Origin of the sequence: Haloarcula rubripromontorii, from assembly GCF_001280425.1 — an archaeon.
Classification (GTDB): Archaea; Halobacteriota; Halobacteria; order Halobacteriales; family Haloarculaceae; genus Haloarcula; species Haloarcula rubripromontorii.
Map to the genome: position 1 here is coordinate 547615 of NZ_LIUF01000004.1, position 26305 is coordinate 573919.

Here is a 26305-nt window from a genome sequence, read left to right on the forward strand (position 1 = left end):
TATTCCTATTCGATGACCCCCTGTTCTTCCATGCGCAGCGCCCAGTGTTTGAAGACGTATACAGTCCAGAGGAACCGCGAATGATCGTGGTTTCCGTTGAGATGTTCTTCGAATAGGTCTAAAATCGCAGCGGTGTCAAGAATGCCTAGCTCGGTAGAACGGACCATCGAGACAAACTCGTCGGCAAGTTCGTGTTTGAACCACTCACCGATCGGCATATCGAACCCGTGTTTGTTTCGCTGTAAGATAGACTCCGGCAGCACATCATCGAAAGCTCGTTTCAGCACGCGCTTTCGATCACGGCCAGTTAGTTTGTGGTCTGTCGGGAGACTGAGTGCATACTCAACGACATCAGTATCGAGGAACGGAACACGCACCTCAAGTGAGTTGTACATACTGGCCTGGTCGACTTTCGTGAGCATCTGATCTGGGAGCGACAAGCGGGTGTCAACAGCCTGTATCCGTGCCAAACTCGCCCTATCAGTCAACTCAGGTGATATCGCGGCGTGCTGTGTACGGAGCGTGGTCTGCCCGGCTTCGATTGGGTCAACGTTTGTGACGGACTGGATGGCTTGGTCATCGGATACACGCATTAAATCGAAGTGACGTTCTGGAACCGATCGTTCTCCGCTTCGGTTTATGAACCACTGTCCTTTGTATACGGCGTCACCGATTGCAGTCCCGCGTGAGGCTGGTAGCGCATTCACAGCCGGTTCAACGGCGTACTTTCGTATCTGGGATGGCAGCGCTCGATAGTATTTTGACAGGGACTCAACTCGGTACTTATCATAGCCAGCGAACAGTTCGTCGGCACCGTCTCCCGAGAGTGCGACCTTGACGTTATTTCTCGTGGCTCGGGACACAGCATAACTCGGCATCAGTGCCGGGTCGGCGAAGGGCTCCCCCAGTTTATTCAGCACATCTGGCACGGATTCACGGACATCATTCGCCGTGAGCGTGATCTCGTGATGGTCGGTGTTGTGGAAAGACGCCACCTCTCGTGCCGCCCAGGATTCGTCGAATCGATCCTGATTGAAACCGACGGTAAACGTCTTTACGGGCTCATCGAGTAGCTGTGCCATCGTCCCGACAATTATCGTCGAATCGATCCCCCCACTGAGGAACGCTCCGAGTTCAACATCAGCCATAAGGCGTTTTTCCACCGCCGATTCGACGAGCGAGCGGAGGTGTGCGGCAGCAGTGTCAATATCAGGGTCACGAGGCGTGATCGAGGGGTCGTGGTATTTTTCTCGGTCGATCCCATCGTCGGATACGAGTATCCGCTCGCCGGGTCGGACCTTCGAGACGTTACGGAAGGCCGTTTTCGGCGCAGGAATATAGCCGAATGCGAAGTACTGAGCCAGTGCGTCTCGATCTATGCCGCCGAGTTCCATCTCGCTCTCGAACAACGATGGGAGTTCGGAGGCGAATGCAAGCTTGTCGTCAGTTTCGGCGAGAACGAGCGGCTTGATTCCCATCGGGTCACGGGCTAGTAACAGACGGGCGCGGTCACTGTCCCACAGAGCGAACGCAAACATTCCGTCTAGTTCGTCGACAAAACTGGGACCTTCTTCTTCGTAGAGATGAACCAACACTTCCGTGTCAGTCTCAGTGGTAAACCTGTGTCCGGCGGACGTGAGTCGGTCTTTGAGACGACCGTAATTATAGATCTCTCCGTTGAAGATGACGGTTACCGTACCGTCCTCGTTGTGGATCGGCTGGCCGCCGCTCTCGGGGTCGATGATACTGAGTCGTCGGTGCGCGAGCCCAACACTTCCATCTCTGAAAATCCCATCGTCGTCAGGACCTCGGTGACACTGACAGTCGTTCATACGTTCAAGAACATCGGTTGTAGGTGAGCCAGATCGAATATACTGACCACAGATTCCACACATTGTTCGGGTACTCTACACCAGTGCTCAAAATTATACCCTCCCTACACAGACGAACTAGACGGATTATCTTTTGCTCTACGCCACCCACATCAGTATTGCCAGTCCGCTGGTCGCCCCCACGGAGGAGTTCTGTCCCGCCACGCTACCTGGTTTACCGATTCAAGACATTGGAATCAATCAAATCACTGCTGGAAGGTCAGAAACGCATCCGATGAATCGGCGTAGGGTGAGTATAAACAAGCCCTCTGACACAGATGGTGAAACTAATGGGTAACACTGGGCCGATAGCGTTCTTCGTTCCCTCTCTGACAATCGGTGGTGCCGAGCGTGTGACAGTTTCTGTCGCGAACGGGCTCTCTCAGCGCGGATATGACGTAGACCTTGTCGTATCATATCATGAGGGTGACTTCCGGTCCGATGTTGCTGGAACAGTAAACGTCGTCGACCTCGGAACGCAGCGGATACCAGGGATAGGGATCGGTGCGAGCGTTCCTGCTCTCGTTCGCTATCTGCGTCGACGTTCTCCGCAAATACTCTTTTCACAAATGACATATGCTAACGTCATTCACATGGCTTCACAGGTTCTATCGGGTGCTGATACGGTCACTATCTCGACGATCCACAACACGCTTGGAATGCAGGAGGAATCGAAAGAGAAGCTGGTCCAGTGGCTGCAGCGTCGCCTCGCTCACCAATCAGACCAGTTCGTCGCCGTTTCAGAAGGTGTCGCCGACAGCGTCGTGGAACACGTCGGCGTCGACCGCGAGAAGGTGTCCGTTCTCCACAATCCGATCCCGGTCAGTGAGGTACAGGAGCGAGCAGGGGAGTCGGTGGAGCATCCCTGGGTCGACTCTGCGAACCGAAGTGTCGTTCTCGGTGTCGGACGCTTGGAGAGAGCGAAGAACTTTGGGTCGTTTCTCCACGCTTTCGAACGAGTTCATGCCGCTCGACCGGACACGCGTGCAATAGTAGTCGGTCGCGGATCAAAGCGGACCGAACTCGAAACGTTGGCGGCCGAGTTAGGCATCGACGACGTGGTTTCGTTTCCTGGTTTTGTCGACAATCCCTACGGCTACATGGCGGGTGCGGATGTCCTCGCAATGTCTTCAGTCCACGAGGGTTTACCGACCGTTCTTATAGAGGCGCTTGCCTGCGGATGTCCAGTCGTCTCGACTGATTGTCCCAGTGGCCCGGCGGAGATCCTCAAAGACGGTGAGTACGGCCCACTCGTCGATGTCGATGACGACGAAGGACTTGCAGCGGCCATTCAGAGAACGCTCGACGATCCACTCCCGAGTGATGTACTGGTTGAGCGTGCGAACAATTTCGCCCCGGCGGCCGTGATAGACCAGTACGAAGCCTTTATTCGAAGCTTCGCGTCGGTGGATAGCACTGATGATATCGGCACCCGATCCGAGCCGCCTGCTCCATCATCGTGAGTGACCGTAGCTTACAACAATCATCAAGCTGTCCAAAACTGACTCTCAGTTACCTGTTATTGGTCGCTCACGGTACGTCGACCCAGATGTGAGTCTCACGATACGCGTTCTCAGCTGTGGGTTGCTCGGGGAGACTTCCCTTGTACAGTAGATACGTCAACCGTAAGCGCTCCCCTTCCAGTACTGGCGTAACCGTGTGCCGCTGCAGCCACCGGTCTCCAGCCGCGGTCCGGTTATCATAACTGTCGAGACGTGTGCGCTCAATCACCTCTCCCGTCGGTGCGGTTCTGGCTAACTGCACGACGACGACATACTCAGTTGTCTCCATCTCGTGGTTGATGACAGTGAAATACATCTGTTCGGACTCACCCATCGCGATCTGTTCTGGATAGCCACTGGCCTCCAGATCGCCAGTCTCATTCTCGGTCAGCAGTCCGAACTCTGTGTAGGCTTCACCGCGTTGTGGCTGAGCCGCGACCAAGGTTACGCTGGCGAATGCGACGAGTATCGCCACACCCACAACGATAGTCCCCAGCTGTATCCCTTCTCCGTTGGAACGTCGACTGGCGGCCCGTGAGTTTTCAGAGGGTGTCGAAGCCTGCCCGAGACCAGTCGGTGTCCTTCTGTGGCGCCGATACCCCGCGATCCCAGATGCCACCACAGTGATAATAGCAAGGGTAGTGAGAACTGGTATCGGGCGAATTGGCCACGGTGTGAACTCAAGGTTGACTCCAACGATGATTGCCAAACAGATACTCGCCGCAACTGAGTACAGTATCCGTTCGGTGACGATCAATCGGTGGTTCTCGTACTCCGGGTTCCAAGTGGGAAACAGTGACGCGACCACGGCATAGCCCGGGACGAATAGTAAGAACGGGAGGGCGACGGCTGCGAGGAAAATGCCGTCAAGAGACGACAGTAAGGCGAGGAGCACAACTGCTGTGTACCCAACGGCAGCAAGCAAATCGACAGTCGCTGGCAAAGTATCAGACCACCTTCCCATGCGTTCCGCTCACGCCTGCGACATGATAAGTAACAACTGCATACCAGTCTTTGAGTATGTCGCTTGCGGTGTCTGGAAACGACGAACACCCGCACGGAGTGGTTACTCCGATTTCGTTCGGGAGAGATACTTTTGTTGTAACCGCCAGATGTACCCACGAAATAACAGAAGAGATAGCTTCGGAACGAACGAACCGTATCTGATCCCACTCGACTCGTCGCCGTAAAAAGCCTCCATCGGTACGTCTCGTACGGTCATTCCATTAGCGTCTAACTGGATGAGCATATCGTTCAGGAACCCGTAGTCGTCAAACAGATCGTTCAGCGAGAGTTCTTCGAGCGCTGTTGCGGAAATCGCGGTGTATCCGTTCTGTGGGTCGCGCATCTCCCAGTGTCCGCTTGCAATCTTTGTCAATATCGTGAGGAGCGCGTTCCCGAAAAACCGCCAGTTGGACATCTGTGCACAGTGGCGTCGGGATATCAAGCGGTTACCCTTCGCATAATCCGCTTCTCCTTCCACGACTGGGTCGAGAATCTCATCGAGGATGTTCGGATCCATCTGACCATCGCCATCAAGAACTGCAATCGCATCCATGCCGCTCATAAGCGCGAGTTCGTACCCCGTTTGTATAGCGGCCCCGCGACCACCGTTTGTCTGGTGACGGACCGGGACGATCCGTTTGTCGAGGAACGTCTGACTTTCAGAGATCGTTGTTCCTGCCCCATCGGCAACAACTATTTGCTCCGCAGAATCACCGGTCACACCTGCCTGTTTCACTTCGGTATCCACGTATTCCTTGATCTCGGTCCACGTGCCATCTGTCGAGCAGTCGTCGATAACGAACACCTGGTCGACATACTCCGGAAGTGAGTCGATGACGTCACAGATAAACCCCTCTTCATTGTATGCGGGAACAACAACACCGATTGTCGAACCGTTATACACGCTATGTCCCCCCAGGGAATAAGCCGTGTCGCTTCGCTTCTGTCAGTTGCACAGCACAGTCGCATTGCTGGAGGGACTCCGCTACGGTGTACACAGAGTTATCGACAGGTGAACTACTCATCTCGGGTCGGCGTTCATGCCCAACCCACGCGCCAACAGCAACCTCTGGTTCAGTGGTAATCATGGTAGGTAGTAGGGCCAGTCACCGGCCACCAATGGGGCCCTCTCTGCCGCCATGTTGGAGAAATCGATCTATTGTTATTCCTTACTTTCCAGGGTTAGCGGTCATATACAGTGAGGCATCAGATCGATAAATATCTCATTAGGTCAATCCCAAAAAGTGCCTGTGTACGTCGATTACTCGGTAAAGGCGAGAGGGAGTTATTCGAATTGATCCTGATACGTCGTTCTGATGTCCGCCTGGCGACTGGCGGTTAGGTTCTCGTACGACGCTCCGTAGGTGTCGTTGGCCAGTTCGTCCCACGACTCAATCCGGTCACCGGAATCAGTCTGGAACTGTGAATCGAAGTCAGCTTCGACCTTCTGTTGTGTTTCAATATCTAACCCAGTGAAATTAAACTTGTCGCCAGCCTTCACGTCGGCCCCATACTCTTGCCGGGCGATCTCCTCACGCGTCCGCACCTCTGCAACCGCAAGGCCGTCCGCGAACGGCTGGCGTTCATGGATCTCTTCGATCTGGCGCTTCGTTTCGCCGCTTACCTCGTTATAGTAGAGGCCATACTTATCCTGCGTTATTTCGTCAAGCGACGCGCGCTCACCCTCAGAGACACTAGTACTGCCGCCGGAACCGCTGGATCCGCCACCGTCCTTAGCCCACGACGGTTTGACCGACATGGCTGTTGACACACGCGCGTCTTCTGAGTAAATACCATAGACGTACGTCTGCAGACTTAATGGTTCTACAGGATAATCTGTCGAGTCAGTTACTGTGTATTCAATCTCGAACCGCACACGGCTTGACTCGCCAGGTGCAAGCGTAACGGTTCTGTTGACTCCATAGGTCTCTGGTCGGTCGTCGTCATCGCTGTCGATGCGATGCTGGATCGATTGGGTCCCAGTTACGTTGCCAGTGTTCGTTACGCTCGCGGAGAACACAGCTGTATCACCGACGTACAAGACGTTCGGTCCATCCAGATCCGACACCTCGAAATGGCTGTCCTCTACCGTCATCGAGACGGTCTCCTTGTCAGCAGCAGTCCCAAGCGAATGGTTGTGTTGCCCGCGGCTCAAATTCGTCGTTTGCACCCCAATAGACACCGTCGTCGACTCGTTAGCAGCGAGTGAAACGGAGCGTGAATAGGTGGTATTCGTGGAATCACTGCGGAGCGTTACGTTGTCGGTACCGCCCACATCGCCTACGTTCTCGACGACAACGGAGACGTTGGCAGTTTCACCTTTCGTTACGTTAGCCGGTGCGGTCATGTTCTGTAGCCGGAACGTCGCCGGTTGCTGAACATTGAGGGTCCCGGTCGTTGTAACGTTCTCCGTGGCGATCTTGTATTGATACTCATCTGGAGTCAAACCAGCAGTGTTGACCGTGGCAGTGCTCACCTGACTCTGGCCGCCTGCAAGCGAATATACGCTCTCGTTTAACGTTTCAGTGTCGGAGTATTGGCCGTTCCGGTCAGTATCGACAGCAAATCGAACGGTCTGGACGCCGCGATAGGCACCGACATTGGTCAGGTTTGCTCGGATTGAGGCGTTCGTGCCACGGACGATAGTAGCGTTTGCAGTGGTATCGGCCAGTACAAACGTGGGCGGAGTGAGTACAGCCACATCACCAGTTGTCTCCGGAGACGACGAGTCACCGACAGCAACGGCGTACGTGTACTCTCCGGAGCTGAGTTGGTCAGGCTCGACAGCCAAGGTCACGTCTGTCGGTTCAGCTGCCGAAAGCTCAACTTGTTTTGTGATTACTGTTTCGGGAGACTGTTGATCCCCGTCGCCGCTCAGTCGTAGCGCTACCTGTTTCGTTGTCGTTGCCGACCCTGGGTTCGTTATTCGAAGGTGTACACGCAACGGCTCGTCCGGCCGAATCTCTGCTGGAGACTGCACAGTGGTGATCTCCAGTTCGTCCTCGCCGACAGTGGTCTCCGAATCTGCGGGTACATCAGCGAAGCCACCGATTCCGAGCCCTACCGTAGCACCTCCAAGGACTACCAGTCCAGCAACGCATCCAATCAGTAATTTTCCATAGCCTATTGACAACATGCGTACGCAGGTACGTTACAAATCATTATTGTTACGGCCGCTATACCCGCAGGTAGACGCTCTTTGCATTCAAGATCAAAGAGCGAGTTTCCTCAGCAGACATCTCAGAACAGGTAGCGTTCATTTACCGCCAGACACGTCCGTCAAAGTGACAGCGGCCAGCATAGTCGTAGTGAGTTGATACCGCTCGTTGGCACTCAATTAAACGACTGCCGCAAGCTGGATTCCCGGGAAACACACCACTCGTGACACAATCTCAGATTTGATGCAACAGAGTATCACGTACGCAGGAGTTCTATATTTGTTGTACGTTCAGCTCCACTCAAAATGAAGCACGGAGAAGGTTCTAAGCCGATGCATGCGTACAATCTTGCTAACGCAAGTCCGAGATGTGGTAGCTACGCCATGTTCTTCCGTTCGATTGTTTCCCAAATATCGACACCTTTCTCCGTGATATCGTATACGCGGCCCTTTTTTCGATCTTCCGAAACTAGTAAATCAACAAGTTCCGACTCACGAAGCTCTTGTAACGCACGTGAGACATGTGCAATACTCATGTCTCTATCGTCCGCGATCAACGACGGTGTCGCGGGGCCTTCTGACAATCGGCGGAGAGTCTCGACTCGATACCGTGAACTGATGACGTAGCTCACTTCATCCCACTGATCAAAGTCTGCCATCGTATCTATTCGTATGCACGAGTGTCCCAGCTACCATCTTTGGATACAAACTCGTGTACAGTGATATTCCATGTGCTTGTGGTTAATTGTTTCGCTTGTGTCGCTTGGTCTCGCTTCGTAACCATACACCATGCCGGTTGATTACCCTGCATACTGAGTATATGGTGAGTAATACCGTGCTTCCATCTGATTTCCTGATAGTGCGTTTCATCCACTCATTGGGCCATCAGGAGGTTCCTGATCAGATATGAACACTTCGAAGCCAGTAAGGTTGCAATTCCTGAGGGCTTCATAGAGAAGGGGTTCACCGGAAACTTCGTCTATGCAGGAGGGTTTCAGCGGTATAGCTGTCCGCTCAATTGAGGGTCATAAGATTACGTTACTTGTACAGCCCACAGAAACGCTCGATATACGCTACGATTTATATCAGACGGTGAGAGGAGGAGAATTGTGGATAACCGCGATATTATTGCGGTTCAGCCATTATTACAGCCGTCTTGTATATTTCTCTTGTCCCACCACCCACCGAAGCTGTATTTTACCGGGAATCGTCAAAAATTGATTCAGAGAGCCTCGTTACTCCCAGGATACCAATGCAACTACTGACTACCCCTACCGGTAACCAACGAAAAATTATCTAATATATTACATAACAAAGTATTAAGTGGCAAGGTGATGTTGATTTGAAATGCTGGCTGACAGCGTAACGATCCGTCGATACAGCCGGGGGGCTGTGTGAACGCGATTCCAGACGGGTGGACGATGTCGCAGCACACAGGAAGTGGGTAAATATGGGAGTCAAAGACACCGCACAAACTGAAGCAGAACCGGATAATAAACTAAACGACGAATCCGTCCCAGCGCCGACGGGGACGGAAAGCAGTGGCGACCAGGCGACGTCGCAGGAGCAGGACGATGCTGATGTATCTCTGGATGTTATATTTGAAATACTGAAAAACAGCCGCCGCAGAGAGGTTCTCCACTTTCTTCGGGAACGAGACGAGCAGGTCTCTCTTGGGGAGCTTGCAGAACACGTCGCGGCTATCGAGAACGAAACCACGACTGATGCGTTGACATCAAGTGAGCGCAAGCGCGTGTATGTCGGGCTTTACCAGTGCCATCTCCCAAAGATGGACGATATCGGCGTCGTTGATTTTAATCAAGATCGTGGGCATATCACCCTTACTGAAAAGGCCGACGACTTCGAGAAGTACCTCGATCGCTCCGAAGATGGCGAGGCCCATCAACAGTGGTATCAGTATTACGCAGCCGTTTCGGTACTGGGCGCAATGGTCCTCGCTGCCTCTGTCGCCTTCTCACTCCCCGGGAGCATAGTGTTGGGACTGTTCTCTTTAGTCGTAGGTGTTGCAGGCGCGTGTTCCGTGTATCACTGGTCAGTTGAGCGGGAAATGCCGGAAGGCGAGTAGCCGGATAAGAACCGTTTGGTTCCGCGCCGAAGTTTTACGCAGTACGGATGGTGAGTCAGCTACGCAGAGCGATACACTTCATCGCCGGCAACATACGTTCGTTCTATGGATGGTGCCGGAGTAGGATCAACAATAATAATATCTGCTCTTGCCCCACGCTCCAACCGCCCACGGTCGTACAAGCCGGCAGCAGCAGCTGGCGCAGTGGAAACACGTACCACCCGGTCTGTCAGAGAGTCATTGTTTTCAATGAAAACAGAGCTAAGCAATGATTGCGGCCGAAAGTCGCTGCAAAGGATGTCTACGACGCCGTCTTTGATTGCCTGAGACGCGTCGGGTCCGTCCCACAGGCTCCCACCGCGAACCACATTCGGCGCGCCCATTGCGACAGTCAAGTTTAGTTCCGTTGCACGCTGCGCAGCACGGTGAGAGAGCGGATACTCGCTGATGTCCACACCGATGGCAGCGGCGTTATTTACACTCGCAACAGTTTCATCATCGTGTGAGGCGACCGGTATATTTCGACTGCTCGCTAAATCTGTAATCTCTCGTGCGCGCGCCACTATTTCTGTGTCTGAAACACTGCTACGGCGCGTCTCAAGGGCCTGAATGCCTGCTTCTAGTTCCGTATCAGGACGGTCATAGCGTTGTGCGATTGTATTTTCTCCAGCGAACTGACCCTGTCCGGGGATGTGTGAGACAAGAGAGACGAGGTCGCCCCCTGACCGGATTTCCTGCGAAACAGCGTCAACTGCCGCTTCATTTGTTAGCTCACACCGCATATGAAGCCTGTTGTCGACACGAGCACCAGTTTTGCGGTCAAAATCACGTATCTGCTCGGCGAGGCGACGGGCCAATTCGATACTCCGGTTATCATCCGGAACATCTTCGAACGAGATAGCATGATACTTTGTCGTAATACCTGCACTAACGTTAGCAATATCACAGCGATCTAGAGCGATAGTCGTGTCGACACGCTCCCCGGCTCTCGGAAAGAGATGCCGTTCAATGTCATCACCGTGGAGGTCAATCAGTCCAGGCAGGACATAGTTACCCGTCGCATCAATATCGGGGGTGTCATGAGGGTCTGCGTCCACTGAGACTATTTTTCCGTCGGAAAACGTCACCGTCCCGTTCTCTATTTTCCCAGTAGGCGTAACAACAGTTCCTCCTGAGATTAGTGTCTGGTTTGCATTATCGCTCATGTGCTGTGACTCCCTGTATGATGATCAATGTGGTAACACCTCACTGTCTAAAAGCATGAATATATGCTTACTACGGCTACGCTATGGCCAGATATAGAGTCTATATTTATATAGAATAGATTGTTGTAGCTGTGGTTTCACCATATAGATACTGGGAGACAAGCCAGTCAGTTTCAGTCTTGACTCGTAAAAACGAGCCCAGACCACTCCAGCAATGAATCGTGGTTTGAATTTGAAACCCAGCCTAAGCGATTATATCCACATGATATTCTGAACAGTCACCCACATGTCAGGAGTTTATAGTTTCTAACTTATATTTATATAATATCATAGTAGCGGTCGCAGGATACGGGTAATTCTGGTGAATTCATATTTATTAGGTTACACCTACTCGCATAATACCGTATTAACTGACTGGACAAGGGTATTTGACCGGTGATTTCTCACTATTTTTCCGATGATGGGAGAGAGTATAATAGCACCTACGTGAAGAACGCGACCGTTTGTATCAATATCACGGTACAGCAAATGACCGATTCCGGTGACCCCACCCTACTCACAACCATATCAGACGCTACCAAGCAACAGTGTTGAGGACGCATCGTTCACTCGAAATTGTAGGGAGATTCTCTTGATGCTACCGCTGACATGGCGGTTGCATTTTCAGAACCCGAAGGTTTTAGCGACCAGCATTTGGAACAAGTTCGTATGAAACACTGGGTTGATACATATGACGAGCGTGACTGGCAAACCACCACAGATGGGACTATTCGGTACGCACTACTCGGCCTCGGCTGGTGGACAATCGACTTGGCGCTCCCCGCGATTCAGGACTCTGAGTTCGGTGAGGTCACGACGTTCATAAGTAGCTCATCAGAAAAAGCTGAACGGCTCGCCGACGAGAACGGCGTCGACCATGGGATCAGTTACGAAGAGTTCCACAACGGGGAGGCTGCCAACGCATTTGATGCTGTTTACATTGGAACACCGAACGCCTTACATCTGGAATACGCCGAGACAGCCGCAGAGTTAGGCAAGGCCATCCTGTGTGAGAAACCAATGGAAGCGACGGTCGGGCGGGCAGAAGAAATGGTCGAGGTCTGTGAAGACGCCGCTGTGCCGCTGATGATTGCCTATCGGATGCAGACCGACCCCGCTGTCAGGCGCGCAAAGGAGCTCATCGAAGACGGATTTATCGGGGAGCCAGTATCCGTATACGGAAACAACAGCCAGCCGCTGCTTGAAATGAACCCAGCCAAGGACCAGTGGCGCCTCGATCCGGACCTGTCAGGATACGGCACCTCAGTGATGGACTTGGGGATTTACTCGATTAACACGACTCGGTTCCTGCTCGACCGAGAACCACTGGCGGTACAATCGCAGATGGATTCGCATGGAGAGGCCTTTGAAAACGTGCCCGATGAGCGTTCTGGGACCTTGCTTGCGCTGGAGGACGGTATCAAGATGGTCACGACCGATAGCCAGAATGCCCACAGTGATACACAACTGAAAATAACGGGCACCGACGGACAGATCGACATTCGTCCAGCGTTCCACGGGAAGGCGAAGCTCCACCTGTCTCGAAACGAGACCACAATAACTGTCGAACAAGAGAGTTTTGATGCGGAGGACGAAATGCGGGAAGAGTTCGATTACTTCGCTGACCGCGTTCTGACTGATTCTGACATTGTTCCGGACGGCCGCCATGGTCTCCAGGATATGCGGATCATCCGGGCAATTCACGAAGCTGCGGAGAGCGGTGACGTTGTCGAGCTGTAACTAAATCGTTCGGGTTTTCCACACCTGCCGCTGATTCGTTGGCTCGTGACTCGTTCCTATGCCAATGCCGCTGTTGTGTTGTGACAGTCAAAAGTAGATACAGCGCTCTCGCCGGATGGTATTTCGAACACGCTTCCGGATGCGTGGTTCTATACTATCCACCGATCCGGAACTGGATAGCAGCTTTGGAAGACCCCGTCAACTGAGGGGTGTACCGAGAGTTTACAAATTATCGCGCTACACGTCGCGTAAAAACCTATGGCCTAGTGACGAGACGAGAATCTAATAACATCTGTACAGGTGTTATATGTCACCAGCAACTCGACACGCTATCGGCGGCCAGTGCTCTGGGAAGGTTTTGCTCTGGGTGGTAGCCTACTGATGGGACGGAAGAACTTCGATACAGAATTTGGTTATATTTTCAGCTACCGATAGCTAGTTGCAATCTGACAGTATTTGGAGTCATAAGTGCGATATCTCATTATCAAAGTCGAACCTACAAACGAATTGGGCCAATTTATCTCCTATTCCTCAGATGCATATGTGGACCCTGCACGCTTGATTTTGACAGCGAGAATGTTGATCTATATCCATAGCAGTGATGGCATGCTCAGTCGCTTGCGCTGCAAGCAAGTCAGAAGCCATCCGTAGTGAGGCAACTTCCTGTCGTGAACTAACTGGCACCACCAATGCGAACCGACTGTTCGGGAGTTATTAGCGAGTTTCTCTGGTGGGACCCCTCGGTGACTAACTGCATTATTGAGCGAAGTTGTTCAGAGGACTGCTGTGGAAGTTCGAACAATAATCGTGAGTTACAATTGGAGCTGCTAGTACACCCCCATCATAGCCAGCCATGTAATGCGAAAGTCATATAGGTGGTATTAGGCCAACCTAAATCATGGACGAGACAGGAGATACAGGAGGTTTCACCCGGCGCCACTACCTCTCCGGCGGTGGCTTGCTCCTCGGCACTTCCATCATTGCTGGCTGTTCCGGCAACAGTGCTGAATCGGCGAGTACAGCTACATCAAGCAATACCGACACGGACGGAGCGACGCCATCAGATAGCGGCTCATACACTGCTTCACTTTCCCCTGTTGGAGAAGTCGAGTTCGACTCCATTCCGGAGAATGTCTTCACGATGTACAATCAGTATGCGGACATGCTAGTGGCACTTGATTGCGATGACGCAATCAATTCGATGTTCGTCCCAGATATGGCTGGGCCATCGATGAACCACTACTACGAGCGACTTTCGGGTGTCTCTTTTGACTGGGAAGACCTTCCGAACCCTTACGATAATTTCAGCAAGGAGTTCTTTTACAGCCTCGATAGCGACATTCACTTCCTAGATCCCGCATGGGCGATTACCCAGGAGAACTGGGATCTGAGCGATATCGAGGAAGTTATCGACAACATCGGACCCCTTTTCGGAAATTTCTACAGCGGAACACACGGCGATCCGCAGGAACCATACAGTGATGACTATCGGTATTACACGCTGTGGGAAATCTTCGGTCGTGTAGCCACCGTGTTTCGAGAGCGAGAGCGCTACGAACAGCTCAGATCAGTTCACGAAGAACTCATAGAAACCATCCAGACGAACCTACCACCGCAGGAAGAACGGCCGACAGCAGTTCGGGTTACACTTGGTGACGGGAAGTTTTGGACGTATCACCTCAACCGGCCGGGATTCTGGCTCGCCGACACGCGTCCGCTCGCAGCCAACGACGCCTTCGGGGATGAGACATGGGACGGTCTCTGGGGTTCGGTTGGCTACGAAACGATGCTGGAGGCAGACCCTGACGTAATCCTCCATCTCTGGGGAATGACACCACGCTACGATATTGACGACATCCGCAGAAGACTTGCCGCACACAGCGTTGGCAAAGAGCTCGCGGCAGTCAAAGACAACCGCGTGTACGCGCACGGGATGAGATATCAGGGTCCAATCATGAATCTCTTCCAGATCGAAATGACTGCTAAACAACTGTACCCGGATGTCTTTGGCGAGTGGCCTACCTACGAAAATGAGGACCACTATCCGGAAATTCCACCGGATGAACAGCTTTTCAGCCGCGACCGCGTTGCTAAGATTATTACAGGCGAATAATGAAGTCGAGACGCCTCTGAAAGCTATGGCGCATTCCAGTCGTATCGCATGACGAGGTCGTTCTCGTCGATTTCGCTAGCAAGCTTGGACACCAACTCGTCTCGTTCAAGATCACCGAACTGCTCGAGTTCATACGGCTTGACCGTCACCGGCGAAGACTCGCCTTCGGCGATGCGCTCCTGTAGCTTGGCGACGCCGTAGATGAGCGCCTCGGGACGTGGTGGACAGCCCGGGACGTGGATATCGACCGGAATGACTTGTTCTGCACCCTTGATCACGTTGTATCCCTCCTGGAACGGGCCACCGGATATGGTACACGACCCCATCGAGACGACGAACTTCGGTTCGGGCATCTGGTCGTAGACGCGCTTCATCCGCGGTGCGAACTTCGAAACGATGGTTCCCGGGACGATAATCAAGTCTGCCTGTCTCGGTGATGCCCGAGGGACTCCAGCAGCAAATCGGTCAAGGTCGTGTTTCGTAGCGAGAGTGCCCATCATTTCAATGGTACAACAGGCAATCCCGAACTGCAGCACAAACATCGAAGAGCCTCGAACCCAGTTCATGAACGTGTCGAATTTCGTGAGAATGAACGGAGACGAGCCAAGTACCTCCCGGAGTGTAGAATTACATCGGTTCTTCGTGCTTCTGCCGCGGGATATTCGCTGGTCAGACTGTGCGTCGTCTACGTTTCGCCGATTACTGCTCATGAACAGAGAAAAATAGCTACTGAGAGTGAATACGCAAACTGTCGTATGCACTAGTGTGTTTATAACGAAGCCGTCTCAGAACTCGCCCATGAGATATCTCCGCTTGGAAATCAGGTATGCATCGGAGTATCAGCGTCCGATGCATCGTTTCATGACCGAAAGCGAGGCAATCAAGCGCGAATGGCTCGTCACATGGAAAGTCGGCGTCGAGGACAAGATCGCCTATACGTTGTTCTATGTCGTCGGCGACCGGGAGCCCTACGAATCGGCGCTTTCTACGGTTGAAGCCATGGAGAGCTACGATATTACACCCGTTCGGGACGAGGCGTTCTACGCGTTCGTCCGTGGCCGAGAGACTGACCAATCACGGCAGTTCTACACGGCGTTCGAGCAACCGACGCTAATGGTCGTCCCGCCGGTTGCCTACCGACCGAACGGAATTGTGTTGTTTGACGTCGTCGGGGAGCCTGCTGTTCTCGAAGACGTCCGGAGGGAACTCCCAGACGGAATTACGGTAAATGTCCGAAAAGTCGGTGAATACGATGCCAGTCCCGGAACATTCGAAACCGACCTTACTTCACGCCAGCGCGAAGCGCTCGCTGCGGGACGGGAAGCCGGTTACTACGATGTCCCACGAACTGGGAGTGTCGAGGACGTCGCTAAGGAACTCGGTTGTGCGCCCAGTACCGCGTCGAACCATCTCAGGAAAGCGGAGGCACAGCTTGTCGAACGTGTGTTCCGGTGACAGTTGTCACAGAGACAGTAAGATGTCGGTACACCAATTTGTATCAGAGTTGTTCGACTGGGAGGGAGACAGCAGAACCCGTCAGTTGGATAGTTCGGTATCGTGATGATTGGCACGCAGGCGAACGGTAAAACAGGTAGTATTCAGTGACGATATAGGTCCAGTAGCGGCCATGGTGAATATTCGAGGGCGCTGCACTGGTCACTACGAGTTACCAAGCGAACAGCAGGACGCAGAACACCACAGTGTCTGCAGTAATACTATGTTAGAAGGTCTATACAGCCATATTACTGCGGACATTGTGGCGTCTGACCGATGGAAAGAGCGCATAGTTCTAAGTAGACACCACAATGTCCGCTGTTCCACCGGGCGTTTGAGAAATCAGGAGCTTATTACTGCGGACATCGTGGTGTAATTCCGGCATAGGCACACCACGATGTCCGCTGTTCTGGCGGCCGGAGAAGAGAACAGCGGACACAATGGTGTGTTCCAGAGCTACGCTACCGCTATTATTTGTCCAGAGAAGGGTTGAGGAGTGTGAATCAGACAAATAGGCGGAGCCAAGACTCCCACCCCACTTTGTCCGCTGTTCTTCGAAAAAGACAGGGAGGGGGGAAGCAGAGACGGCAATTGTTGAGTGGAAATGTAGTTCGTCTAGTCTAGACAGACTACCACCTAACAGTGTAGTCGTTTGTGTTGCGTCTATCAAATTGCACTACGGTCTAGCTCTACACACACCAATATAAACTTTTCCCTTATTTAGAGTTCAATTTCTACCCCCTCCTCTTCTATCTCAGTTACTGCGGACATAGTGGGGTGGGAGGGTCCCCCTGATTACTTATAAATAGAAGAACAGCGGACACTCCGGACACTCCGGACAGGGGTGGTTTTATATGACTTCCTTCCAATACATCAACCAACGACTATGGGGATGTTCGAACGCGACACCGAGATTTACCTGGACCGGGATGCCCTTCGAGAGGACTATCAGCCTGAGAACCTCGTCGGGCGTGATACTGAACTCAATCGGTATCGAGCAGCTCTTCAGCCCGTGATCAACGGTGAACAGCCAAACAACATCTTCTTGTACGGTAAAACTGGAGTCGGAAAGACCGCCGGCACGCGGTATTTAATCGACCATCTCGAAGAAGACGCAGCGAAATACGAGGATATCGACCTCACGGTGAAGATGCTAAACTGTGATGGGCTCTCCAGCAGCTATCAGATCGCTACCCGACTCGTCAACGAATTCAGGGACGAAACGAGTCAGATCAGTACGACTGGATATCCTCGTGCCACGGTGTATGATATGCTGTGGACCGAACTCGATTCCTGTGGCGGTACTATCTATATTGTTCTCGACGAAGTCGATCACATTGAGGACGATAGTATTCTGTACCAACTCCCGCGCGCGCGAGCAAATGACAATCTTAGTTCTGCGAAAATCGGTATCATCGGTATCTCGAACGATTTCTCTTTTCGCGATGATCTCTCCCCGAAAGTTAAGAGTTCACTCTGCGAGGAGGAGATCCAGTTTCCCGCATACGACGCGAAGGAGTTGATCCAGATCCTGCAACAACGCGCTGACGTAGCGTTTCACGATGGTGTTCTTGAAGATGGTGTCATCGAACTCTGCGCTGCCTACGGCGCGAAAGATGCCGGTGACGCGCGACAATCACTCGACCTGCTCATGAAAACGGGTGACTTGGCCCGCGACAAAGCCACAGACACGATCTCGGAAGACCTCGTTCGAGAGGCACGCGACGTTCTGGAACGCGGTCGGATCCAGGAAGGCATCTCGGGACTGACCCAACACGGCCATCTGGTTGTGTACGCAATGGTTACGCTTGACCAGGAAGGGAAGACGCCGGCCCGAACACGGGATATCAGACCTCGATACACGAACTTCGCAGAAAAGGCGGGAATCGATCCGCTTGTTCCACGCCGGATGCGTGACCATCTCGGCGAGCTGTCGATGTTGGGCATTATCTCAGCAATCGAGCGGAACGAGGGACGCCGTGGGGGAACGTATCGCGAATACTCTCTCGAGATGGACCCGGAAATGATTCTCGCAGCACTTGAGAAAACCGTCGACGATGTTGGAATTCACAAATCCGTCACTAACCTCGTCGACAGCGAAGCGACGCTCTCGGATTTTCAGTCCACTTAGGAACGGCGGACATTGTGGTGTCGAAACCAGTCGACACGGGACCGTTTTCAGGATATAGAACAGCGGACAAAGTGGTGTTGTCGCCGACGACTGGGGTCTCCCACATTTCGTCAAATAACGCGTAGAACTCCGGACACGGTGGTGTCTCTTTGAGACATCTCTTCTTTTGCTGCGATAACAGCTCACGTGAAAGCTATCGGTACTACATTTGAGAATTAGGTGACAGTAATACGTGTGAATAAAACTATCTTTCATAATGTATTGGCTGAACATTGATTTTTGCGCCAGACGATTGCCTGTTCGAAAAAACTGGAGATGATCTTGTCTATCCCTTGGCTCGTCTCTCGTGTCTGCCAAGGTCTTCCGACACAACTCAATCGAGACGCCTCGTAAAGCTCCCCAATACGGTTATGTTAGCTACAATCGAGTGGCTGTCCAATATTTGAGAAGTCTGTAGTTCAGATGTCTGTCAATCGGTTTGGATACTTGGCGAAAGACACAAGCGGCAAACTACCGAGCCAGACGCGCTTGTACCATTGCGACTAATCCTGCCTTCTACCACTGTTGTCAGTAATCGCCAGCTCGATCAGTCCGTTAGCGTGAATTGTCACCAGAACGCCTTGGTATTGAAAACTGATGGTCTGAGTTGCTGGCCCGGTTGACTGGTTTGGTTGTGTGCCGAACAGTAGTGTCTCAATGGCTCCGACATCGATAGACTCGTGCAACGGGGACTCATGATACGATTTTATCTCTCTTCCCGTCTGATCAGCGATCGCCTGAACAATGACTACAGCAAGCTCCCGATCACTGGCCGGGTCATACCGAACCTCAGTGATAGTGCCACCCGGTGCTTCAAACGGGCCTATCTCCCTATCAGCCTCATCCGCTTGGCTCTCGTCAGTCATTTAAGTAATACACAACTGGAACGTACATATAATAGGTGTATGAATATTCGAGCATAACGAGCGCTTTATGTGTCTATCATCTCACGACATAATAGCTATTTTATCGAACTATACTACATAGCTATACTATAGCCCTGTTGACCATCTACACATGTCGAGCGAATCTATTGGTGACTACATCGAAATACATGATAACAATAGTCATGAACTGACGGGTAGAATCTGACTGTTGAGGTGTCCATCTCCATGCACAAACTACCCAGACGGCGGCTACTCGGAGGCGTGTGCCTGGGAGTAATTGCACTTGCCGGCTGTAGCAGCGACCAGACCAGCGGCTCAGACGCGACAGAGAGTGGCGGTGGTGCCGAACCAACGCCGGAACCCGCTGCGACAACCGCTACAGATAAATCGACGGTCGGCGGAACCGAGGACAAATCGACACAATTCGGTCAGGTCGCACGGTTCCCGGAATCGTATGCGATGACAGCCACAATGCAGTCTGAGGGACGGACTGTTGAGATGACTGGTCGGTTCTATCAGGGGGATACGTACTGGTCGTTTAACCAGCAGGGCCAACAGATGGAGCTGTATCACATTGGGAACAGGACGTATACCGTTGCTGGCGGGCAGTGTTTCCGAGGAACGATGCAACAGGGGATGGACCGTGACGAGGTTGATCCTGATCAGTTCTCCAACCGGCCGGAAGAAAATCCAGACATCACGCCGGCTGGCCGTGATACCATCGATGGTGAAGCGGTGTTGGTGTATGAAATCTCTCAGAGTGGCTCTCAGGAGCCGGTTACATACTATATACTCGCGGACTCCGGATATCCGCGCCGTATTGAAGCCGGTTCAATGCAGTGGGACTTCCACTCCTGGGGGTCAGTCGACCCGATCCAGAAACCCGAGGGAGACTGCCAGTCGATGCCCGGTGGCGGCACGATGGCTGACGGTGGCAGTTAATCGCTCAGCTAGACGTGACTTGGTGTGGCTACTCGGAGAGCAAATACTCTTCAACAAACTTCTTAGGATTCTTACTGGGACGGCCTCTGAGTGTCGACCGGTTTCAGTATACAGGGTCCCTTCGTGGATAATATCCACAGATTGGCAACAGAAGGCGACGCGACCGATTGCCACCGTCTGGCCGCTCGGTATGCTACAGTCAGTAGCCGAGGTGGTCCCGGATGAGGACCACGGTCGTACGGTCCTCTTCGAGTTCTTGACGGAGGATGAGTTGCTTGGCGATTGCGGAGTCGACGCCGTAAGCCTCCTTCGCACGCTCGTTTTCGAGTGGGTACGCGACGCTCTCCAGTCGGTCGAGCGCGTCTTCGAGCGTCGGCACGATTTTGTTCACGCCACTGACGATGACGACGTTACTGGCCGCGAACGGATACGCACCGATGCGGCTCCCCGAACGGTCTGCCGCGACGAGTTCGCCGGTCTGGGAAATGCCGTTGATGCCACCGAGGAAGTAATCGGCCGTCTGTGACTCTCGGCGGGCAGCCTGGCGCTTCGCGTCGTCGTCGATACTCCATATCTGGTCAGGAAGGCTTTCCCACTCGTGGTCCCCCTCGGTCAGGTAGTCGACAAAGCCGATCTCTTCGAGCGTTGTTGAGTGGCCGTTCATTACAGACGCCTCTGCCGGGATGAGCGACTGCAGTTCCGTGAGCGCATCGTCGGCTGAGTCAACAACGACGACATCGAACCCGTTTGCCTCTAGGTTCTCGACAGTTTCCTCGATGGTCTCCTCGGAGGCCAGCTCGTCCAGTGATTCGTCGATGTCAGCATCATCCGCGTAATCTGATTTCTGTTGAGACATATTGCGTTGTGTGAGTGTCGCAGCATCAACATGGAGGTGTAGCTATCATAAAAGTACTCGCGGACACCGGTGTCAGGTAGTTACACTGGTGATACTCCATTCTCAGTTATGATGTACTGCGTCGATAGACGCTCTGTGAACACCGCTGTCTAAGGTGCAGATTTTTCAACCCCGACGTGACCGGACGCGTCCCTGTCCGAAAACAGCAGGTGGTCTCTGACTGTCTACTCCGATATCAATTGCTGAAAACCGGGGGGTAGCATATATGGCCTCGCATTCGTCATGTTATGCCATCAATGAAAATGGCTCGTAAGGAACCTACAGACACTTTCAGGACACCGTCGAAGATGGTACTGTTCTGCCCGGACTGTGATTTTGAGAGCGGGATGGTCGGGGGAGACTGGGACGTTTCGAGTACCGGATATACGACTACTTATCACTGTCCGCAATGTCGGCACTCGTTCAGCGTTGTCAACCGCCGGTGACGCACAGGCAAAGCCTGTCGGACGCAGAGAAATAGTAGTCCGGCAACACCGAAAACCGGGTAGCTCCGACAATCGAGTACGGCGGAAAGCCGTGCTTTAGTCGTCGCTCGGCACAGCCCCAGCGGAATTCTGCTCCTCGCCCTGCCAGCTAAAGAAACTCGCCAGCGCCGGCCCTGTGATGTTGTGCCAAACGCTGAACAGCGCGGGGATGAGCGCGGCTGCAGGCTCGAACAGGGTCGTCGCCAGCGCAACCGCCAGTCCGCTGTTCTGTAGGCCCACCTCAAACGCACAGGTCCGAACGCGGTCTTTCGACATCCCAGTTGCCAGACCGACACCGTATCCCGAACCAAGCCCAATCGCGTTGTGGGTAATGACCGCCACCAGAACAAGCAGACCTGCCGTGAGAATGTTGTCCACGTTCGCCCCAACGACGCCGGCGACGATTGCGACGATGGCGGCCACACTGATAACCGGGAACACGTCGGTCCCGATTTCAGCGGCTTTCGGCGAATAGCGGTCCAGCAGGTATCGGAGCGTGAACCCGAGTAGCACCGGAATAATGACGATCTGAATGATGCTCTGGAACATTTCTGCAAAGGTAACGCTGATCTGCTCACCGAGAGTAAACACTACCCAGGCCGGCATCACGATGGGTGCTGCAATGGTCGTGAGGGTCGTGATGGCGACGGACAGGGCCACGTCGCCTCGACCGAGATATGTCATCACGTTCGATGCGGTCCCACCAGGGGCGGCACCAACTAGAATGAGGCCGATACCGACAGCATCTGGGAGATCAAGCAGGACGTACAGCCCGTACGCAGCGGCAGGCATCACCAACCACTGCGTGACCGCGCCGATGCCAATGTCCACCGGGTCCTCGATCAGCCGTCGAAAGTCTGTCGGCTGAAGTGTCAACCCCATCCCAAGCATGATTAGCCCGAGTAGCGGGGTTACGTAATTCAAAACTGGGACGAACGGATCCGGCCTGACGAGAGCGAAGCCTGCCAGAATAATAACCCAGACGACGAAGTATTTGCTCGCAGCACGACTCACCGCTCGAAGTGTTGATATCGAAGTCACATATCTGGATGATAAACAACGTAAAAAAAAAGTTTACTCCGAATCGTCGGGACACAGACGGACGAACTCGCGGCTGGAAGCGAGTACTGCTCCATCGGAAACCTAGCTGATGCTGCTTTCAAGAGTAGCCCAGATGACTGATAAAATAGTTGAGAGTGAAGCCACTCCCGTGGCTGAACTGCTAAACGCTGGCTCTCTTTTTAGAGATACTCTGGTCCATCCAATGCATTCTGTCTGAAGACTTCTACTGGCTGAATAGAACTGGAAGGCACTGAAACCAATCAGCAATGTACAGCTGATATGATATATTGCTAACAGATACGATATAATCGGCTGGTTCGGCTATGCTCTATACTGCTACTTACTACTGATTGGTGAGCCGCTGCTATCCAAACGTAACCAACTAGGAACTACGATTAGTAGCACTTCTCAATCAAGCTGGGACATGACCAATCAACCCCCAATACGGCCACACTGGGAGCGGTACCAGTGCAGTGCCTCGGTTACAACAGAGGTGGACCGCCGGTGAGCACCCTTGCACGCAATATTAGCTCTTGGCTACTCATCGCCACTGTGGTTGCCACCAGCGGGATAGTCGGGACAACAGTTGCATTCCAGGATTCTGCACAGGACGTACAGACAACGAACGAAGCCCTTCGCGCTGAAAACGAGGAACTGCGCGAACAGCTGAACGAGACTCGTGAAGACCGACAGGCTGCGCGAGCCCGTGCTGAAGAACTCAACAATCGGTTAGAAACACGGAACCAGGACGTAGAAAGACTCGTTTCGGAACTAGAAAGGAAAGAAAAAATACTCAATGCCAGTCAAGCCCGGCTTGCGGAGTCCCGAGAAAGTCAAACAGGTATGTCGCGATCTGAAATGGAAAAACGGCTTGATTACCTCTGTGCCCAGCCAGAGAACAGGGAGAGATTCGGCTGTCAAGAGTTCGGTCACGATGAGTGATAACTACGGGCCGGCTTCAAAGCAGAGTCCAGTTCAAAACCGCTGAGTTTACTGACTATGACCCTGAATTCAGCAGATGATATTTCATAGGTTTGATATGTGCTTCTCTTGGCCTTGATACGTCCCTGGCCTGTATTGAGATGAGTGAGACTGCGTGTCCGACTCAAATCGGGGTGTGAGAAGAGCGGACTCCAGTCTGTGCTTCACGGTTACAGTCCAGTATCCACCTCTCCGCTTTGGCCGAAAATTGGAACTAATGACATGAATTCTGAGTCGTAGCGTTTGTCAGAGGCTCTCCTGCTCTCGAATCTTACCACTCCGTGACAGGTAATGCTGTTTATTTCATATAATCAAGGTATGCAATAGATTGGCGACGAAGCTGGGAGCAGCTTATCTCGTCCAACTGCTCACAATGACCTCTACTGACCGATGCTACTGACACCGTTGAGCTGTGGCAGCCCTATGACTACCCAGCGCTTGTCGGTATTTATCCCGGAGTGTTTGGTACTCCCTCTCTCGGAAGTACAAGTCTCTGTTGTCGAGTGAGATTGAATCGAGTGACGCCGCAACACATTCTCTACCCTTGATGTTACTGGCAAGGACATCAATCGTCCTCGAATGATTCCAACGCGTTTTGTAATGCTTCAAGACTCTGGTCAAGCTCTTGGGAAACGTCGGATCGGTCCACTTCTTCCTTGGCAAGTTGAACCTGTTTAAGAGCTTCTTGTAGTCTGTTCTTCACTTTCATCAGTGAACCCTTTACTCTGCTACCATTAATAGTACGGGGTGAACCTACACGGGTTCTGATGAAACCAACTACAGCAGAGTAGTGATGTACTAAAACGCTGCTTAGCCTCGTCGCGCCCTGCACCCTTCTGTGGGGCCTTGATTCGGTTACGAGTGCGCGAGGTCCCCGCTATCACAGCTAAACGCTTTCACTGTCCTTGGCAGTCAGACCAGCTAATTACTGCTGGGACTCACCGCCGTCTACCGGTATCGCCTGTCCGGTAATGAACGACGCCTCGTCCGAGCAGAGCCAGAGAATAGCGTTTGCCACTTCTTCTGGCTGTGCAGGTCGCTTCATCGGTACTTTCGATATGATCTGGTCTTGCTCTGCTTCAGACAGTGACCGTAAGGCTGGTGTGTCGACGATTGTTGGACAGACTGCGTTCACGCGGACATCCTGATCTGCAAATTCAAGTGCAGCCGATTTCGTCAGCCCAACGATACCGTGCTTACTTGCACCGTACGGTGTTCGGCCAGGGCTGGCACGTATCCCGGCCAGTGAGGCGACATTGACTATTGCACCGCCACCAGAGTCCTGCAGCGCTGGAATCTCGTGTTTCATCCCTCCCCAGACACCCTTCTGATTGACCGTATTGATGCGATCCCATTCATCCTCCTCAATGTCAGTTATCGGGGCAGGCTCGTTCCCTGTCGCTGCATTGTTTACGACGTAATCGAGCTGTCCATACCGGTCGACAGTTGCCTCAACTGTCGACTGAATTGACTCCAAGCGGCCAACATTCGTTTCGAGAAACGTTGCGGTCCCGCCCCGGTCCTCGATCTGTGTGACTGTTTCAGCACCGCCGTCCGCATCGATGTCAGCGACAACAACAGATGCCCCCTCTTCGGCGAAACGCGTTGCCGTTTTCCGACCGATGCCAGATGCAGCGCCGGTAACAAGTGCGACAGTCTTCCCCATCTCGTACATGCCCTTATATATTGAATATTTTGTCAAATAGTTTCTGGTTGATCCCAGCAACAGATAATCCGGCCGCTTAGAGTGTATACAGACGACTATGAAGGAAATACAGATACTGCGAGCCGGTATCGCAATCGAACTCAGTTGCCGGCGGTATCTCAAGAACTAATGTGCCATAGTCCGGCGAAGAACAACGTACCCCGAGTTAGTTCGAGTCCGTCGTGATTCGTTCAACCTGCGTATCAATTGCAGTCCGCAGTTCAGCGATAGATTGCTCGGGCTTGTATACAGTGAGCCGGCGGGTACGAGTACCGGTCAAGATTGATAAGAACAGCTCTGCTTCAACAACTGGATCAATGTCGCTAAACGTGCCAGAGTCGATGCCACGCTGGAAAATCGACTCAAGCGTGTCCTTGATCTCTCTGTCGACCTGTAGATACTGCTCACGTGCCGCTTCGTTGTGTGGTCCGTTTACGCGAAGTTCAAACATGGCGAGCTGGACCTGATACACGTCTTCATCCAGTGTTGTCGGGAGAAGCGTCTCGACAAGTGTTTCAAGCTCTTCCTGTGCTGATCCTTCGCCATCTGGTAGTTGCTCAAGAAAGTCATGCAGGACGTACTCAAGGAAGTCGACCAGTAGCTCATCACGACCATCGTAGTGATAGTAGAGCAGTGTCCGACTCCGTTCAAACTCGTCGGCGATATCCTGAATAGTGAGGTTGTCGTACCCGTGCTTACTCAGCGCGTTATATGTCGCCTGCATGATTGCTGTCTTGGTCGACCCAAGCTCGTCAGGACCAGTGTACTGAGTCACTACCCGAGTAATACTCTCGCTATGAAGTGGTCTTTTCGGAGTCTCGGTCAATCACACTGGATTAGAGAAGTGTTGGGTTTGAGAGCGTGTGCAGCCTGCCGGATTGATCCCTGTTATTGCAACGAAGGCAGAAACACTGTATTCGCCACAGAACACGAACAACAGTACTGGGTCGAGTATGCGCTTGAGCA

At 52.8% G+C, this 26305-nt stretch carries 21 protein-coding genes; 8 read left to right on the forward strand and 13 right to left on the reverse strand.

What is annotated here, in order from left to right; all coding sequences use genetic code 11:
* Positions 1–5 precede the first annotated feature (5 nt).
* Positions 6–1895 carry an asparagine synthase (glutamine-hydrolyzing) gene (gene asnB, locus AMS69_RS14840; protein ID WP_274378013.1) on the reverse strand — a complete coding sequence of 630 codons (1890 nt, stop codon included), beginning with the start codon at positions 1893–1895 and terminating at the stop codon, positions 6–8.
* A 266-nt stretch (positions 1896–2161) separates the two neighbouring features.
* Here asnB and AMS69_RS14845 point away from each other — a divergent pair, with 266 nt between their 5' ends.
* The gene (locus AMS69_RS14845) at positions 2162–3334 is read left to right on the forward strand and encodes a glycosyltransferase (RefSeq protein ID WP_053968831.1); all 1173 of its coding nucleotides are present in this window, start codon (positions 2162–2164) and stop codon (positions 3332–3334) included.
* A gap of 67 nt (positions 3335–3401) precedes the next feature.
* Here the strand turns inward: AMS69_RS14845 and AMS69_RS14850 are convergent, their stop codons facing one another.
* The 4 genes from AMS69_RS14850 to AMS69_RS14865 all read right to left on the reverse strand — a co-directional run bounded on the left by AMS69_RS14850 (position 3402) and on the right by AMS69_RS14865 (position 8194).
* Complete coding sequence (locus AMS69_RS14850; RefSeq protein WP_238378510.1) at positions 3402–4316, reverse strand: DUF1616 domain-containing protein; 915 nt, start codon at positions 4314–4316, stop codon at positions 3402–3404.
* A 123-nt stretch (positions 4317–4439) separates the two neighbouring features.
* Positions 4440–5282, reverse strand: coding sequence for a glycosyltransferase family 2 protein (locus AMS69_RS14855; RefSeq protein WP_053968833.1), 843 nt, complete (start codon positions 5280–5282; stop codon positions 4440–4442).
* A 381-nt stretch (positions 5283–5663) separates the two neighbouring features.
* Positions 5664–7514, reverse strand: a complete 1851-nt coding sequence (locus AMS69_RS14860) for a hypothetical protein (protein ID WP_053968834.1) — start codon at positions 7512–7514, stop codon at positions 5664–5666.
* A gap of 398 nt (positions 7515–7912) precedes the next feature.
* Positions 7913–8194, reverse strand: a complete 282-nt coding sequence (locus AMS69_RS14865; RefSeq protein ID WP_053968835.1) for a winged helix-turn-helix domain-containing protein — start codon at positions 8192–8194, stop codon at positions 7913–7915.
* A gap of 791 nt (positions 8195–8985) precedes the next feature.
* On the opposite strand from AMS69_RS14865, the gene AMS69_RS14870 reads away from it, so the two are divergent.
* Positions 8986–9621, forward strand: coding sequence for a DUF7344 domain-containing protein (locus tag AMS69_RS14870; RefSeq protein WP_053968897.1), 636 nt, complete (start codon positions 8986–8988; stop codon positions 9619–9621).
* 59 nt (positions 9622–9680) lie between these two features.
* Here the strand turns inward: AMS69_RS14870 and AMS69_RS19805 are convergent, their stop codons facing one another.
* On the reverse strand, positions 9681–10826 hold the full coding sequence (locus AMS69_RS19805) for an alpha-D-ribose 1-methylphosphonate 5-triphosphate diphosphatase (RefSeq protein ID WP_077067813.1): 1146 nt from the start codon (positions 10824–10826) through the stop codon (positions 9681–9683).
* Positions 10827–11534: 708 nt separating this feature from the next.
* On the opposite strand from AMS69_RS19805, the gene gfo6 reads away from it, so the two are divergent.
* The gene (gfo6, locus tag AMS69_RS14875; protein WP_053968836.1) at positions 11535–12605 is read left to right on the forward strand and encodes a D-xylose 1-dehydrogenase Gfo6; all 1071 of its coding nucleotides are present in this window, start codon (positions 11535–11537) and stop codon (positions 12603–12605) included.
* A gap of 898 nt (positions 12606–13503) precedes the next feature.
* Positions 13504–14718: an ABC transporter substrate-binding protein gene (locus AMS69_RS14880; RefSeq protein ID WP_053968837.1), complete on the forward strand. Its 1215-nt coding sequence runs from the start codon at positions 13504–13506 to the stop codon at positions 14716–14718.
* Between the two features lie 23 nt (positions 14719–14741).
* On the opposite strand, the gene AMS69_RS14885 is transcribed toward AMS69_RS14880, so the two are convergent.
* The gene (locus tag AMS69_RS14885) at positions 14742–15428 is read right to left on the reverse strand and encodes an NADH-quinone oxidoreductase subunit B (protein WP_053968838.1); all 687 of its coding nucleotides are present in this window, start codon (positions 15426–15428) and stop codon (positions 14742–14744) included.
* Positions 15429–15516: 88 nt separating this feature from the next.
* Between AMS69_RS14885 and AMS69_RS14890 the strand changes: the two genes are divergently transcribed.
* Complete coding sequence (locus AMS69_RS14890; RefSeq protein WP_077067814.1) at positions 15517–16173, forward strand: helix-turn-helix domain-containing protein; 657 nt, start codon at positions 15517–15519, stop codon at positions 16171–16173.
* 925 nt (positions 16174–17098) lie between these two features.
* Entirely contained in the window at positions 17099–18343 is a 1245-nt protein-coding gene (locus AMS69_RS14895; protein ID WP_053968840.1) for a Cdc6/Cdc18 family protein, read from the forward strand.
* 542 nt (positions 18344–18885) lie between these two features.
* Here the strand turns inward: AMS69_RS14895 and AMS69_RS14900 are convergent.
* Entirely contained in the window at positions 18886–19248 is a 363-nt protein-coding gene (locus AMS69_RS14900) for a HalOD1 output domain-containing protein (protein ID WP_053968841.1), read from the reverse strand.
* Between the two features lie 282 nt (positions 19249–19530).
* Between AMS69_RS14900 and AMS69_RS14905 the strand changes: the two genes are divergently transcribed.
* Positions 19531–20211, forward strand: coding sequence for a hypothetical protein (locus AMS69_RS14905; RefSeq protein ID WP_238378517.1), 681 nt, complete (start codon positions 19531–19533; stop codon positions 20209–20211).
* A 199-nt stretch (positions 20212–20410) separates the two neighbouring features.
* Here the strand turns inward: AMS69_RS14905 and AMS69_RS14910 are convergent, their stop codons facing one another.
* Positions 20411–21067: a lactate utilization protein gene (locus AMS69_RS14910; RefSeq protein WP_053968842.1), complete on the reverse strand. Its 657-nt coding sequence runs from the start codon at positions 21065–21067 to the stop codon at positions 20411–20413.
* Positions 21068–21648: 581 nt separating this feature from the next.
* Positions 21649–22605, reverse strand: a complete 957-nt coding sequence (locus AMS69_RS14915) for a bile acid:sodium symporter family protein (RefSeq protein WP_053968843.1) — start codon at positions 22603–22605, stop codon at positions 21649–21651.
* A gap of 552 nt (positions 22606–23157) precedes the next feature.
* Here AMS69_RS14915 and AMS69_RS14920 point away from each other — a divergent pair.
* Positions 23158–23595 carry a hypothetical protein gene (locus AMS69_RS14920; RefSeq protein ID WP_202904557.1) on the forward strand — a complete coding sequence of 146 codons (438 nt, stop codon included), beginning with the start codon at positions 23158–23160 and terminating at the stop codon, positions 23593–23595.
* 604 nt (positions 23596–24199) lie between these two features.
* Here the strand turns inward: AMS69_RS14920 and AMS69_RS20265 are convergent.
* The 3 genes from AMS69_RS20265 to AMS69_RS14930 all read right to left on the reverse strand — a co-directional run bounded on the left by AMS69_RS20265 (position 24200) and on the right by AMS69_RS14930 (position 26063).
* Entirely contained in the window at positions 24200–24343 is a 144-nt protein-coding gene (locus tag AMS69_RS20265) for a hypothetical protein (RefSeq protein WP_155119974.1), read from the reverse strand.
* 216 nt (positions 24344–24559) lie between these two features.
* Complete coding sequence (locus tag AMS69_RS14925; protein WP_053968845.1) at positions 24560–25309, reverse strand: SDR family NAD(P)-dependent oxidoreductase; 750 nt, start codon at positions 25307–25309, stop codon at positions 24560–24562.
* Positions 25310–25505: 196 nt separating this feature from the next.
* Entirely contained in the window at positions 25506–26063 is a 558-nt protein-coding gene (locus tag AMS69_RS14930; protein WP_053968846.1) for a TetR/AcrR family transcriptional regulator, read from the reverse strand.
* Positions 26064–26305: the final 242 nt, after the last annotated feature.